Annotated in this window: 11 protein-coding genes; 10 read left to right on the top strand and 1 reads right to left on the bottom strand. The window is 75.1% G+C overall.

Annotated features, from left to right (window positions below; translation table 11 throughout):
• The first annotated feature begins 279 nt into the window (after positions 1 to 279).
• The 10 genes from VMV22_00125 to VMV22_00080 all read left to right on the top strand — a co-directional run bounded on the left by VMV22_00125 (position 280) and on the right by VMV22_00080 (position 13,454).
• Positions 280 to 1,200: an NAD-dependent epimerase/dehydratase family protein gene (locus VMV22_00125; GenBank protein ID HUY20722.1), complete on the top strand. Its 921-nt coding sequence runs from the start codon at positions 280 to 282 to the stop codon at positions 1,198 to 1,200.
• A 170-nt stretch (positions 1,201 to 1,370) separates the two neighbouring features.
• Positions 1,371 to 2,822 (top strand): CHAP domain-containing protein, encoded by a 1,452-nt coding sequence (locus VMV22_00120; GenBank protein ID HUY20721.1) that lies wholly within the window; start codon positions 1,371 to 1,373, stop codon positions 2,820 to 2,822.
• A 93-nt stretch (positions 2,823 to 2,915) separates the two neighbouring features.
• Positions 2,916 to 4,094 carry an AAA family ATPase gene (locus VMV22_00115; protein ID HUY20720.1) on the top strand — a complete coding sequence of 393 codons (1,179 nt, stop codon included), beginning with the start codon at positions 2,916 to 2,918 and terminating at the stop codon, positions 4,092 to 4,094.
• A gap of 36 nt (positions 4,095 to 4,130) precedes the next feature.
• Positions 4,131 to 5,381, top strand: coding sequence for a DUF58 domain-containing protein (locus tag VMV22_00110; protein HUY20719.1), 1,251 nt, complete (start codon positions 4,131 to 4,133; stop codon positions 5,379 to 5,381).
• Positions 5,378 to 7,960, top strand: a complete 2,583-nt coding sequence (locus VMV22_00105) for a transglutaminaseTgpA domain-containing protein (protein HUY20718.1) — start codon at positions 5,378 to 5,380, stop codon at positions 7,958 to 7,960. Before VMV22_00110 ends, VMV22_00105 begins: the two co-directional genes overlap by 4 nt.
• Before the next feature lie 195 nt (positions 7,961 to 8,155).
• Entirely contained in the window at positions 8,156 to 9,433 is a 1,278-nt protein-coding gene (locus VMV22_00100; protein ID HUY20717.1) for a cytochrome P450, read from the top strand.
• A 54-nt stretch (positions 9,434 to 9,487) separates the two neighbouring features.
• Positions 9,488 to 10,744 carry a cytochrome P450 gene (locus VMV22_00095; protein ID HUY20716.1) on the top strand — a complete coding sequence of 419 codons (1,257 nt, stop codon included), beginning with the start codon at positions 9,488 to 9,490 and terminating at the stop codon, positions 10,742 to 10,744.
• Positions 10,745 to 10,790: 46 nt separating this feature from the next.
• Complete coding sequence (locus tag VMV22_00090; GenBank protein HUY20715.1) at positions 10,791 to 11,312, top strand: pyridoxamine 5'-phosphate oxidase family protein; 522 nt, start codon at positions 10,791 to 10,793, stop codon at positions 11,310 to 11,312.
• A 271-nt stretch (positions 11,313 to 11,583) separates the two neighbouring features.
• On the top strand, positions 11,584 to 12,372 hold the full coding sequence (locus tag VMV22_00085; protein ID HUY20714.1) for an SDR family oxidoreductase: 789 nt from the start codon (positions 11,584 to 11,586) through the stop codon (positions 12,370 to 12,372).
• Entirely contained in the window at positions 12,372 to 13,454 is a 1,083-nt protein-coding gene (locus tag VMV22_00080; GenBank protein ID HUY20713.1) for a hypothetical protein, read from the top strand. The genes VMV22_00085 and VMV22_00080 overlap by 1 nt, the downstream gene beginning before the upstream one ends.
• Here the strand turns inward: VMV22_00080 and VMV22_00075 are convergent.
• Positions 13,429 to 14,790 (bottom strand): MFS transporter, encoded by a 1,362-nt coding sequence (locus VMV22_00075; protein HUY20712.1) that lies wholly within the window; start codon positions 14,788 to 14,790, stop codon positions 13,429 to 13,431. The genes VMV22_00080 and VMV22_00075 overlap by 26 nt on opposite strands.
• Positions 14,791 to 14,904: the final 114 nt, after the last annotated feature.

Raw genomic sequence — 14,904 nt, 5'->3', positions numbered from 1 at the left:
TGCCTCGTGCAGGCGCCGGGCGAATCTCAACGGGCCAACATCTTTCGAGGGCGAGGCCGTCGAGCTCCGTGAGCCCCAGCAGCGTCGACCCACGGGCTGGTGCTCGACGACGGATCTCTCTCCGCGAGGCATCCCCGCCTACCATCGGGGCGTGCCCGACATCGCGCCGCACGCACCGGGGCCGGAGCCCGGCGGCCGGCCATGGCGTGACCGACGGCGGTCGGGCCCGGGTCCGTCGCGCCGGCGACGGTGGGGACGTCGACGGTCGGGCCGGCGACGATGAAGGTGTTCGTCGCCGGCGCCACCGGCGTGGTCGGTCGCCGGGCCGTTCGCCTCCTCGTCGGTGCCGGCCACGACGTCAGTGCGGTGGCGCGTTCCGCAGCACGACAAGCGTTGCTGCGCGACCTGGGCGCGCACCCGGTGACGGTCGACCTGTTCGACCGTACCGCCGTCGACCGGGCGGTGGTCGGCCATGACGCGGTGTGCAACATGGCCACCCACATCCCCGCCTCCGCCCGCATGGCCATGCCCCGGGCGTGGGCCGAGAACGACCGGATCAGGAGCGAGGTGTCTGCCAACCTCGTCCAAGCCGTGCTGGCCCACGATGTGGGCCGCTACGTGCAGGAGTCGATCACCTTCCTCTACGCCGACGGCGGCGACCGGTGGCTGGACGAGTCGTCCCCCGTCGAGCCGGTGGCCAACCTGCGGTCGGCCACCGTGGCCGAAGCCAACGCGGCGCGCGTGACCGGGACCGGCGCCACCGGCGTGGTCCTTCGGTTCGCCGCGTTCTACGGTCCCGACAGCGACAGCACGCTCGGCATGATCGCCATGGCGAAGCGAGGCCTTGCCATGGCCGCAGGGCCCGACGGGTACACGTCGTCGGTCACCACCGACGACGCCGCGGCGGCGGTGGTGGCGGCGCTGGCGGTGCCACCGGGCACCTACAACGTGGGCGACGACGAGCCGTTGACGCGTCGCGAGTTCTTCGCGGCGCTCGCCACCGCGCTGGGGGTGCGGCCGCCGCGCATCGCGCCGGCAGGTCTGGCGAAGTTCGGCGGCGCCAAGGCCGCCGCCCTCACCCGGTCACAACGGGTTGCCAACCGACGGTTCGTGGCGGCGAGCGGATGGGCACCGGCGTCCCCGAGCGTGCGCCAGGGTTGGGCCGCCGTGGTGGCCGCCGCCGACACCGCCGGCGCGTAGGCCGCCGCCGACACCGCCGGCGCGTCGCCCGAGCCGCCGACACCGCCGGCGCACCGCCCGGCCTCGGTCCAGCCGGGCGCGCCGACACGGCCCGATCCGGGGGTCGCCCCGCCCGGTGCCGACCACCGACCACACTTCAGATCGGCACCGCTCCGACCGACAATTCACGTGTGCCGCGCACCGTTCCGCCCGATGCCCCCGCGTCCGGGCAGCAGGCACGCCGGCGGCGGCGCGCCGGCTTCCCGGCCACCGGCACCGCCCTGATCATGGCGGCCCTGACCGTCCTGGCCACCTCGCTCGTCACGATGGTGCTCCCCACCCCGGCGGAGGCGGCCAGCCCGCCCACGCACCCCTTCGCCGGCTCGGGCGTCGTCCCGTTCGGCGACGCCCGCGGGTACAGCGCACCGACGATGACCCTGTCATCGATGGTCACCGGCATGGCCCCCACCCCGGACGGCGCCGGCTACTGGCTGGTGGGCACCGACGGCGGGGTGTTCGCCTTCGGCGACGCCGGCTTCTACGGGTCGCTCGGGGCGCTCACGCTCAACGGGCCCATCGTGGGCATGGCACCCACACCGAGCGGCAGGGGCTACTGGTTGGTCGCGCTCGACGGCGGCGTCTTCGCCTTCGGCGACGCCGGCTTCTACGGGTCGATGGGGGCGACGCCGCTCAACGAGCCGATCGTCGGCATGGCGAGCACGCCGAGCGGCCACGGGTACTGGATGGTGGCCGCCGACGGCGGGGTCTTCGCCTTCGGCGACGCCGGGTTCTACGGGTCGATGGGGGCGACGCACATCGCCGCCGCTGTGACCGGCATGGCGAGCACGCCGAGCGGCCACGGGTACTGGATGGTGGCCGCCGACGGCGGCGTCTTCGCCTTCGGCGATGCCGGCTTCTACGGGTCGATGGGCGGCGAGACGATGCCGGCTTCGATCGCGGGCATCGCCACCACACCCGGCGGCGAGGGCTACTGGATGGTGGGCAACGACGGGACCGTCTACCCGTTCGGCGACGCCCAGGGATACGGCTCCTCGTCGGGGACACAGCCGGTCTCCCCCGTCACGGCGATCGCCGCCACCCCCGACGGCAAGGGCTACTGGCTCCTGCAACCCGACGACTGGTCCTACTCCTTCGCGGGATCGTCGCCGTACGTGCTCGGCAGCTCGTCGGCGATCACGTCGGTGGCGGCGCACCAGGTCGGCCCCGACCCGGACAACACCAAGGGGGCCTTCTGCAACCCCTACGGGCCGTGCGAACCGTGGTGCGCGCTGTTCGCCACGTGGGTGTGGGGGCAAGCCGGGATCCCGGTGCCGTCCCTGGCCTTCACCGGCAGCATCTTCTCGTGGGCGGCGTCGCACGGCCGCCTCCTCCCGGCAAGTGCCACGCCGGCTCCCGGCGACGCCGTGCTCTACGGCACCGGCCCCCAGAGCACGGCCACGTCGGTGCACACGGGGATCATCGTGCAGGTGTGGCCGGACGGCGCGGTGATCACCGTCGAGGGCGACGCCGGCCCCTTCCCGAACGGCGCCTACAACGTCGTGGTGAACGGCCCCTTCCTGCCGGCCGACTCGGCGCCGTACAACGGCGTCCCCGTGTACGCCATCGCCCAGCCGGCGCCCTGAGGACCGCAGGCTCCGAGGGTGCCGGCGCCAGGCCCGCACGGGCCCGGCGGTCGCGCTACTTCTGAGGAAGCCGGGCACCTAGGCTTCCCCGCCATGGCAACGTCCGCAGAGGACGCCGGGGTCGTGCCGCAGTGGAGCGGGGCGGCGGCCGGAGGCGGGGAGTGGCCGGCGGGGACCTCCACGCCGGTCCGGAGCACACCCGGCCTCCCCGGCCCGGCGGGCGCGCCGGGCACCCTGACCGCTCCCGCAGCACTGGGGACGGTCGTCGTCCCCGACGCCCGCGACCCGGCGGCGGCACTCGGCCGCATGGCCGACGCCGAGGCCCACGAACTGCTGGCCCGTACGTTCGACGACGTGGTGGCGAACGTGCGCACCGCCTACATCGGCAGGGACGACATCGTGCGGCTGGCGCTGTGCTGCCTCATGGCCGAGGGCCACCTCCTGGTGGAGGACCACCCCGGCGTGGGCAAGACCACGCTCGCCAAGGCGCTCGCCCGCTCGCTCGGGCTCGACTTCGGCCGGGTGCAGTTCACCGCCGACCTCCTCCCCGCCGACGTCACGGGCGCCATGGTGTTCGACCGCGACAGCGGGCGCATCGCCTTCCGCCCCGGTCCCGTGTTCACCAACGTCCTGCTCGCCGACGAGCTCAACCGGGCGTCCCCCAAAGCACAGTCGGCGTTGCTGGAGTCCATGGAGGAGCGACAGGTCAGCGCCGACGGCGTCAGCCATCCGCTGCCCCGGCCGTTCATGGTGCTCGCCACCCAGAACCCGTTCGACGCGGCCGGCACCTTCCCCCTCCCGCACAGCCAGCGGGACCGGTTCCTGCTCCGGCTGCGCCTCGGCTACCCCGACCGCGCCTCCGAGGACGAGCTCCTCGCCACCACCCGCTCGCGCCCCTCCCCCGAGTCGCTGTCGAGCGTCGGCGGCCCGGAATTCCTGGCCCGGTTCGCGGACGCGGCGCGGCGCGCCCACGTCGGGGCCGACGTGCGGGGATACGTGCTGGACCTCATCGGCGAGACGCGGTCGCACCCCGACCTCACCGTGGGCGCCTCGCCGCGCGCCACACTGGCGGTCCTGCGGGCCGCCGCCGCCGTGGCCGTCTCCACCGGCCGCGGGTACGTCACGCCCGACGACGTCAAGCTGGTGGCCGAGCCCGCCCTCGGCCACCGCGTGGTTCTCCACCCCGCGGCCGAACTGGCGGGGGTGACGCCGGCGGCCACGATCGCGGAGATCATGTCCCGGCTCGTCGTGCCGGTCGGCGGGGCCCGGTAGCGAACCGGCCTCGGGCCGCGACCGGACGGACGAGACGTGCTGTCGTCGCGGGGCAGGCTGCTGACCGTCGGGTCCGTCGGCGCGGCGGTCGCGGGCCTGGTCTACGGGGTCGAGGAGTTCGTCCTGCTGGCGACGTCGGCGTGGGTCCTGCTCGCGATCGGCGCGCTGGGGGCACGCCGTCGCCGGCGCGCCCTACGTCGAGCGCTGCGCCTGGTGGTGCGGGTGCCTGCCGCCGAGGTGGCCGCGGGGCAGCCCGCCCTCGTCGAGCTGCGCGTGAGCAACGCCGGGCGCCACCGCCTCCCCCCGGTGGTCGTGGAGGAGCCGCGCCGGCACTGGTCGGTGTCGTTCCCCGGCTTGGGCGCGCGCCACGGTGCCGTCGCAGGTGCGGCGGACGCCCGCGACGGACGCACCGGGCGGTCCACCACGTCCGGCGACAGCTTCGCAGCGGCACCCCGTCGCAGCCGGCGCGAGAGGGCCGCGGCCCGGCGCGTCATGGCCCGGTCGTCGCGGCTCCCCGACCTGGCGCCGGGCGCCGACGCCGCCCTCTGGATCCCGGTGCCGACCGCGGCGCGCGGCCTGCTCACGCTGTCGGGCGTGGCACTGTGGTGCGAGGACCCGTTCCGCCTCTTCGGCCGCCGGATCACGACAGCGCCTCCGGCCCACGTCGTGGTCTACCCCACCCCCGCGCCTCCCGGGCGCGCGGCACGCGGCGCCGGCCCGCACCCCGCCGGCCGCCCGTGGGGCGCGGCGACGCAGAGCGCCAACACCATGTCGGGAGACGAGCTGAGCGGGCTGCGGCCGTATGCGCCCGGCGACCGGCTCACCCGGCTGCACTGGCCGGCGCTGGCGCGCTCGGGCGAGCTCGTGGTCCGCGAGTTCGTCGAGCCCCGGACCGGGTCCCTGACCCTGCTCGTTGACGTCCGGCCGTCGGCCCACGACGACCGCTCGATCGACGAGGCCATCTCGTTGGCCGCGGGGCTGGGGATCGAGGCGCTGCAGCGGGCGGTGACGGTGGAGCTGTGCACCAGCACCGGCGACCGAGTCGTCGTGGCGCCGAACACGGCGGGGAGGCAAACCCTGCTGCGCGCCCTGGCGATGCTCGGCCCCGCGAGCCCGGCGCCCGCGGTGGCGCGCCGATGGGGTGACCGGACCACGGGCGGCGCGGTGTGGGCGAGCGGCAACCCGGGCGGCGCCGAGGTCCTGCTCGTCACCACCGCCCGGGGGGCGGCCCAGCACTCTCTCCCCGACGTGCTGGGCCGGCGGGCCGAGACGGTCCTGGTGCCATGACCGACCCGCCCGCCGCGGCCCTTCCATCGCGGGCGGCGGACCCGGTCGGCGATCGCCCGCCGACGCGCCTGGGGGCGGACGCCTGGCTGCTGGCGGTCTCGGTCTCGGCCGGCCTGGGCACGGCGCGCCTCACGCAAGCCCCCGGCGCGGCGCACGTGATCGGCCCCGTCCTGGCCACGGTGGTGGCGGGCCACCTGGCCACCTCGCTGGCGCGCCGGGTGCGCGTGTCGATCCCCGTGACGGTGGTGTCGGGCGTGGTCGCGGTGGTGCTCGCCACGGTGTGGGGACAGCTGCTGGCGTCCACCCGTTCCGGTGTCCCGACTTCCACCACGTGGCGGGCGCTGGTGGCGCAGTTCGACGCCGCCGGCGCAGTCATCCGCGCACATCCCACGCCCGTGCCCGCCACGTCGGGCGTGGTGCTGTGCATCGCCACCGGCGCCGGGCTCGTCGCCGTGCTCGGCCGGTCCATCTGGGCGTGGGCCGAGACCCGCACGGCGCGCCCCTCGGTGGCCCTCGTGGCCCTGGCGCCGAGCTTCGGGCTGTTCTGCTACACCGCGCTGCTCAGCTCGCAGGTCGACCGGGTCGCCGGCGTCATCGCCTATCTCGGGTGCGCCCTCGTGTTCATCGCCGCCGCCGATCGCCCCGGGGCGCGCCCCGGCGCCGGCGCGGCGGGTAGGACGCGCAGGGTCGGGGCCGGCCTGGCGGCGATGGCCCCGGCCGTGCTGTGCGCCGTCCTGGCGGTGGTGGTGCCCCTGGCGGTGAGCCCGGCGTTCACGGCGCTGCGGGTGAGCGCCCTGCCCTTCGGCCCGGCGGGGGGCGCGGCGGGAGGCGGAGGGCTCGGTGTCGGCACGGGCGGGACCGGCCCCGGTGGCGCACTGCCCGCCATCGGCGCCGGCGGCGGTCTGACCGGCGTGCGCGCCATCGACCTCGTCGACAACCTCAGAGCCGTCCTCACCAACCGGACCGGCGAGGTGATGTTCAGCGCCACCACCCCGGTCGCCACCTACTGGCAGGTGGCCGTGCTGACCACCTTCGACGGCACCGCCTGGCTCCCCGACGCCACCACGGAGGCGGCGGTGCAGGCGATCGCCCAGCCGCCCCAGAGCCGGCCCGCCCCGGGACTCCCGGCGCTTCCCGATCCCGAGCCCACCACCACCTTCCGGGCGGCCGTGACCATCGGCGACCTCCAGAGCACGTTGTTGCCGCTGCCGCCGACCGCGATCTCGGTCGACGCCAACGCCTTCGTGGTGCCCGGCTTCGGCGCCGTCGAGGCGATCGAGGCGCCGCCGGGCCAGCGCTACAGCACCCTGGCCCGGGTCCCGGTCAGCCCGGGCACCCGGGCACGCGGCACCCGTCCGGGCGGCCCGGGCGGCCCGGCCGGCCCGGGCGGCCCGGTCGGCTCGGCCGGCACCACGACACCCCCCGTCCCGGCCTCGTCGCTGACCCCGTACCTCGAGCTGCCGGCGCTGTCCCCCCCGGTCGTCCAGCTCGCCCACCAGATCGTCGCCGGGGCCTCCACCCCGGCGGCCCAGGCGGCCGCGCTGGCACGGTGGTTCGACAGCGGGCGGTTCCGGTACACGCTCTCGCCACCCACGACCGCGGGCTCAGACGCTCTGTCGTCGTTCCTGTTCACCACCAGGGCCGGCTTCTGCCAGCAATTCGCGGCCGCCTACGCCGTGCTGGCCCGGACCGACGGCCTCCCCACCCGGGTGGCGATCGGGTTCACCACGGGCACGGCCCAGGGCCACGACCGGTACCGGGTCACCGGAGCCGACGCCCACGTGTGGCCCGAGGTCTACCTCGGCCCGGCGACGGGATGGACCTCGTACGAGCCCACCCCGGCCTCGTCGGGCGAGCCCACGGGCATCGGCGTGAACTCGGGGTCGCGCACCGGCACACAGAACACCGGGGGCCAGTCGACGGCGTCCACGGCATCGACGGTGGCGAGCATCCGACACCCCGCGACCTCCGGCGTGTCGGCCCCCTCGACGGTCCCGCTGGCCCTGCACGGCCGGACCGCTCCCACCGGCGGCGGGAGCCGGGTGTGGGTCCTCGCCGTCGTGGTCATCCTCATGGCGGGGGTGCTCGCCGTCCCCGCCGGCCGCTGGGTGCGGCGACGAATCCCCGACCTACGCCGGCGCCGGGAGCGGTGGGGCGACGACCGGCGCCGTCGCGCCGCCGAGGCCGACCCCACGGCCGAGGTCCTGGCCCAGTGGCGCCGGGCGGTCTCGACCCTCGATCGCGCCCGCCTGGGCCGGCGCCCCACCGAGACGCTCCACGAGCACGCCGCCCGCCTGCGATCGCTGGCGGGGGCGAAGTGGTTGGCGACCTACGCCCCGGTGCCCGTCGCGTCCGCGAGCAGCGCGTGGTCGGGCGGCCCGTCGGAGGGGGCTCCCGGCGCCGGGGTCGAGAGCGCCGTCGACGCCTACGGCGAGCTCGCCACCCTGGCCGTCCGGGCCTCGTACGCCCCCGAGCCCTGCACGGCCGACGAGGCCCGGCGCGCCGAGCAGCTGGGCGCCCTGGTGCGCTCGGGGCTGGCCCGCCCGCCGGCGCGACGCGCCGGCCCTGCCCCTCTCTGAGGACCGGCACCACCGGACCCGCGCCACCGGACACGTCACGGGTGAGCCTGGGGGCCGCGGGGTCCGGCTGGGCGGGTGGCGGGGCCCGGCTGGGCGGGTGGCGGGGCCCGGCGCGAGGATGGCGGGCGCAACGCACGGACGGCGCCGCACCACGGCGCGCGACGCGGCACTCGACCCGGGAACGGGAGGACGCTGGTGACCATCCCGCAGGCGGCACGGCTCGACGGCATCGACCTGTCGGACTTCGACTTCTGGGCGGAGCCGTGGGAGCGGCGCGAGGCGGCGTTCGCGGCCCTGCGGGCCGAGCGGCCCATCGCCTTCTTCGCCGAGCCCGAGTTCGAGATCGAGACGGTGATCCCCATCCCCCCGGGGCCGGGCTACTACGCCATCACGCGCCACGCGGACGTGGTCGAGATCAGCCGGCATCCGGAGCTGTACTGCTCGGGGCAGTCCAGCACGAGCATCATCGACATGCCACCCGAACTGCTCGAGTTCTTCGGCTCGATGATCAACATGGACGACCCCCGCCACGCCCGGCTGCGGCGGATCGTCTCCGCCGCCTTCAACCCCCGCATGGTGCGCTCCGTGGAGGACACCATCCAGCAGGTCGCCGACGACATCATCGAGCAGGTGCGGGGCAAGGGTGCGTGCGACTTCGTCACCGAGGTGGCGGCGCGCCTGCCGCTGAAGGTGATCTGCGACATGATGGGCGTCTCCGAGCGCGACTACGACACCGTCTTCACGCGCTCGAACGTCATCCTGTCGATGGGGGACACCGAGTACGTCCCCGAGGGTGAGGACCCGGTGCTGGCGTTCATGAACGCCGGCACCGATCTGGCGGAGCTCATGCGCGAGCTGGCCGCCTACCGGCTCGAGCATCCCACCGACGACCTCACCTCGGCGCTGGTCAACGCCAACGTCGACGGCGAGGCGCTGACCGATGCCGAGCTGTCCTCGTTCTTCATCCTCCTCGTCGTGGCGGGCAACGAAACGACGCGCAACGCCATCAGCCACGGCCTGTGGGCGCTCACCGAGCGTCCCGACCAGCGCGCCGTGTGGACCGAGGACTTCGACGCCGTGGCCCCGACCGCCGTGGACGAGATCGTGCGCTGGGCCTCCCCCGTCATCTTCATGCGCCGGACCGTGACCCAGCCGACGACCTTGTCGGGCCATGACTTCGCCGAGGGCGACAAGGTGCTGCTCTTCTACAACTCGGCCAATCGCGACGAGGACGTCTTCGAGGACCCGCAGCGATTCGACGTGCGGCGGGCCCCCAACCCGCACGTCGGCTTCGGCGCCCCCGGGCCGCACTTCTGCCTCGGCGCCCACCTGGCGCGGCGCGAGATCACCGTGATGTTCAAGGAGCTGTTCCGCCACCTCCCCGACATCCGGGCCACGGCCGAGCCCGACCGCCTCCGGTCGAACTTCATCAACGGCATCAAGCACCTCCCCTGCACGTACTCGGCCGGCTGAATCACCGGACCGGGGCTCCTGACCCGCCGCCCCGACCAGAGAGCACCCTCCCCCGTGACCAGCAGCGTCGACGCCGTTCGCTACGACCCGTTCGACCCCGAGGACTGGCTCGACCCGTACCCCGTCTACCAGCGGCTGCGCGACGAGGACCCGGTCCACCGGGTGGTCGGGGGCGCCGGCCGCCGCCAGGCTGGGAGTGGCGCCGGCCGACGTGGCGGCGAGGGCGGTGCCCAGGGCCCCGACTTCTGGGTGCTGTCGCGCTTCGCCGACGTGTTCACTGCGGCCACGGACACCGAGACGTTCTCGTCGGCCCAGGGCCTCACCTTCGAGGGTGACGAGATCGCCGCCCTCGGGCTGCTGCCCACCCTGGTGATGATGGACCGCCCCGGGCACACCGGCTACCGGCGGCTGGTGAACCGGGCGTTCACCCCGCGCCGGGTGGCCGGCCTCGAGCCGGCGGTGCGCGCCTTCGTCCGCGGGCGCATGCAGCGGATCGCCGAGGCCGGGACCGCCGACTTCGTCGACGAGGTGGCCGGGGCCCTGCCGGGCGTCGTGGTGGCCACCTTCCTGGGCGTGCCACCCGGCGACCTCGGCGTGTTCACGCGCTGGTCGAGCGCCATCGTGCAGGCCAACGCGGCGGGGAGCGTCATGAGCGCCGCCGAGGCCGTGGGGGACCTCTACCGGTACTTCGGCGAGCTGTCCGAGTGGCGGCGGAGCCATCCGGGCGACGACGTGGTCTCGTCGCTGGTGGCGTCCGAGCTCGACGGCCGACCCGTCACGGTGGAAGAGGTCCTCGGCTTCTGCTTCGTCATGGTGGCGGGCGGCAACGACACCGCCACGGGGCTGCTCGGGCACAGCGCCGCGCTGCTCACGTCGTTCCCCGACGAGCGCCGGCGCCTGCGCGACGACCCGGCGCTCGTGCCCGGCGCGGTGGAGGAGCTGCTGCGGTTCACGTCGCCGGTGCAGGGCCTGTCGCGCACGGCCACGCGCCCGGTCGACATCGACGGCACGGCCATCCCCGCCGGCGCCAAGGTCCACCTGCTCTACGGCGCGGCGAACCGCGACCCCCGGGAGTTCGGGCCCCGCGCCGAACGGCTCGACGTCGGGCGGCGCATCGAGCGCATGCTCGCCTTCGGGTCGGGCCCGCACCACTGCCTCGGGGCGGCGGCGGCCCGCCTGCAGGGACGGGTGGTGCTCGAGGAACTGCTGGCGACCATGCCCGACTTCGTGGCGGACCCGGCCGGGGGCACCCTGGCCCCGGGGCCGTTCACCCGCCGCTACGACAGCCTCCCCATCAGCGCGGCCGGCTGAGCGCGGCGCCGGGGGGCGCCACGACCGACCCGGTAACCTCGCCGGGATGAGCGAGCAGAGCAGCACACCGGCCGGGCAGGGGCAGATGGGCCACGGGATCAACCAGCGGGGCCTCATCAAGATGACCCCCGAGGAGATCGACGGCTTCCTGGCCGAGCGGCGGCCCGTGTCGCTGTGCTCGATCAACCACGACGGGTCGATCCACGCCGTGGCCATGTGGTACGGGTTCCTCGACGGCATGCTGGCCTTCGAGACCAAGGCCAAGTCGCAGAAGGCCCAGAACCTCCGGCGCGATCCCCGCATGACGTGCATGGCCGAGGACGGGGAGTACTACGAGGAGCTGCGCGGCGTCGAGCTCGTGGGCACCGCCGTGTTCGTCGAGGACCCGGAGCGGATGTTCGCGTTGGGCGTCAACCTGTTCGAGCGTTACTACGGCACCTACACCGAGGAGCTCCGCCCGTTCGTGGAGACCATGCTGCACAAGCGCGTCGTGATCGCCCTGCAGGTCGAGCGCACCGTGTCGTGGGACCACCGCAAGCTGGGCCTTCCCTCCACCCGCCCGGGCTGACCCCGGACAGGACGCCACGGCCCGACCCGACCCGACTGCCCCCGACCCGACCGCCCCGACCCGACCCGACCCGACCCGACCCGACCCGACCCGACCCGACCCGACCCGACCCGCCCCGACCCGACCCGACGGCCCCGACCCGACGGCCCCGACCCGACGGCCCCGACCCGACGGCCGGGGCTGACCGAGACCGCCCGTCCGGGCGTCCCCACGGTGACCCCGCACTGGAACACGTTTCACCGTTGCGGGCCGTGGGCTACTGTCGGCGCCCATGATCCTGGACCGCTTCCGCCTCACCGACCGCGCCGCGGTGGTCACCGGCGCCGGGCGCGGCATCGGCGCCGCCGCCGCGCTGGCCCTGGCCGAGGCGGGTGCCGACGTGGTCATCTCGGCGCGCACCGAGGAGCAGCTGCGCGAGGTGGCCGAGCGCATCGACGCCACAGGCCGCCGGGCCGTCGTGGTGCCCGCCGACCTGAACGACCTCGAGGCCGTGGGCGGGTTGGCGGCCGCCGCCCGAGACGCCTTCGGGCGCCTCGACATCGTGGTCAACAACGTCGGTGGCACCATGCCCGCCGCCTTCCTCGACACCTCCCCCCGTGCCCTCGAAGCCGCCTTCCACTTCAACGTGACCACGGCGCACGCCCTCACCCAGGCGGCCGTGCCCGTGATGCTGGCCGGCGACGGCGGCGCCGTCGTCAACATCTCGTCGGCGATGGGCCGCACCCAGGGCCGCGGGTTCGTCGCCTACGGGACGGCCAAGGCCGCCCTGGCCCACTTCACCCGCCTGGCGGCCACCGACCTCGCCCCGCGCATCCGCGTCAACGCCATCGCGGTGGGATCGGTGGCGACCTCGGCGCTCGAGATCGTGCTCACCAACGACGAGCTGCGCACCACCATGGAGAAGGCCACGCCCCTGGGCCGCATCGGCGACCCCGAGGACATCGCCGCGGCCATCGTCTACCTGTGCTCCCCCGCCGGCGGCTACGTGACCGGCAAGGTGCTCGAGGTGGACGGGGGCCTCGACCACCCCAACCTCGAGCTCGGCCTCCCCGACCTGTGATGGCGGGCGACGACCGCACCTACCGGGTGGTGCTGTGGGGCACCGGCAACGTGGGGCGCCACGCCCTCGCCGGCATCGACGCCCGGCCCGACCTCGAGCTGGCCGGCGTGTGGGTGTCGAATCCCGACAAGGTGGGGCGCGACGCCGGGGAGCTCACGGGACTCGGGCGCGACGTGGGCGTGACCGCCACGGGCGACGTCGACGCCGTGCTGGCCCTCGAGCCCGACTGCGTGGTGCACACCGCCATGGCCGACCACCGGTTGCCCGAGGCGCTCGCCGACCTGGAGCGCATCCTGCGCAGCGGCGCCAACGTGGTGTCGAGCGGCCCCGTGTTCCTGCAGTACCCCGAGGGCGTCGTCCCCGACGAGATGGTCGAGCCCCTCCGCCGCGCCGCCCACGACAAGGGCGTGTCGCTCTGGGTGAACGGCATCGACCCGGGCTTCGCCAACGACTGGCTGCCACTCGTCGTCACCGGCATCAGCGAGCGGATCGAGGAGGTCCGCTGCCTCGAGATCCTCAACTACGCCACCTACGACCAGCCCATGGTGATGTTCGACATCATGGGGTTCGGCGGCGCCCTCGACGACGTGCCCATGCTCCTCATGCCCGGGGTGCTCACCATGGCCTGGGGCAGCGTGGTGCGCCAGATCGCTGCGGCCCTGGGCGTCGAGCTCGACAGCGTCGACGAGCACTACGAGCGGGTGGCCGCGCCCACCGACATCGAGATCGCCTCGGGCACCGTCCGCACGGGCACCGCCGCGGCGCTGCGCTTCGAGGTGCGCGGCATGCGCGACGGCCGGGCCGTGGTCGTGCTCGAGCACGTCACCCGGCTGGCCGACGACCTGGCGCCCGACTGGCCCCAGCCCCTCGGCCAGGGCGGCTATCGGGTCGTGGTGCGCGGCGAGCCCAACTACACCGTCGACCTCCAGCTCGTCGGCAGCGACGGCGACCACAACACCGGCGGCCTCAAGGCCACCGCCATGCGCCTCGTGAACGCCGTCCCGGCCGTGGTCGGGGCCGCGCCGGGGCTCATCACGTCGCTCGACCTGCCGCTCGTCACGGGGCGGGGACTGGTCGTCTGATCACCCCGGACCGCCGGGCCCGGCGGTCACCCCGGCGCCCGAGCCGCCAGAACTGCACCAGGCCGAGGGCGACCATCGCCGGCACCACCACCAGCGCGGACCGGTAGGCGCCGGGGTCGCGCCCACCGTGGCCCACCAGGTCGAGCACCCCGCCGATGGCCAGGTCGGCGAGCACCGCGCCGGCGAAGCCACCGATGTTGACCACGCCCGTGGCCGCGCCCCCGCGCTCGGGGGGGTTGGCCTCGCGGGCCAGGTCGAAGGCGATCACCGACGTCGAGCCACCCACGCCGGTGGCGACCACCAACAGCGCCACCAGCGCGGCGGGCACGTGCCCCGGGCCCCATGCGAGCACGAGCACCCACGACGCCAGCAGGAAGAGGGCGCTGGCCGTCACCGCCGCGGCGCGCGCCCGCGGGGCGCGCCCGATGATCATCCCGACGAACGGGGCGCTCACCACCGCGCTCACGACCACGAAGCCGAGGACGACACTGGCGCTGCGGCCCGAGTAGTGCTGGGCGCGGACGAGGAACGGGTAGCCCCACAGGGCGGTGAACGCCACGAAGGGGCCCGTGAGCGCGAAGTGGGCCCACGTGCCGCGCCACGTGCCCGGCGTCCGCATGGCGTGACGGACCGATCGGCGCATACTCGACGGCTCGCGCAGCGGGAGCCGGGTCGAACCGTCGGGCCGGTCCTTCACGGTGACGGCGATCACGACCGCCACCCCGGCGGTGACCGCGGCGGAACCCGCGAACGTCGCCACCCACCCGAGGTGCACCAGGCTCAGTCGCAACGGCACCGTCGACACCAGCTGGCCGACACCCCCGACGAGCGACGTCAAGGCGGTGAGCATCCCGTAGCGCGACGCCGGGAACCAGTTCTGCACCAGGCGCAACACGTTGAGGAACGTCAGGCCGTCGCCGATCCCGACCAGGGCGCGGCCGGCCAGGGCGGCGCCGACCCCGGTCCCCCACCCGAACAGCGCCTCGCCCGCGGCCAGGAACAGCAGTGCGGCCGTGAGCATCCGGCGGGGCCCGAAACGGTCGGCCATGGCGCCGGTGGGGATCTGCAGGGCGGCGTACACGGCCAGCTGGGCGGCGACGAAGGTCGCCAGGACCGACGCTCCGATGTGGAAGCGGTGCTCGGCCGCCAGCGAGGCCACGCCCAGGCTGGTGCGGTGGAACACGGCGACGAAATAGGCGCTGACGGCCAGCCCCCACGCCGCCCAGGCCCGGCCGAGGGCGGGCGCCGACCGCGCCGACCCCGCCGGCGACGCCGGGACGGGCTGGAGCCCGGAGTCGGGATCGGGGGGCGGCTCGGGCGCCCCGGGACCGGTCATGGTGGTGCCGAGCCGGGCCGCATCCCCTGATTGTGGCCGCGATCGGCGGCCCGACCCGAGGGGTGCGCAGGCGGGCCCGTCCTCCCCGGCGGTGGGACTACGTTGATGCCTTCG

The sequence above is a fragment of the Acidimicrobiales bacterium genome, assembly GCA_035531755.1.
Classification (GTDB): Bacteria; Actinomycetota; Acidimicrobiia; order Acidimicrobiales; family UBA8190; genus DATKSK01.
This window is presented reverse-complemented; position numbering and strand designations above follow the sequence as displayed.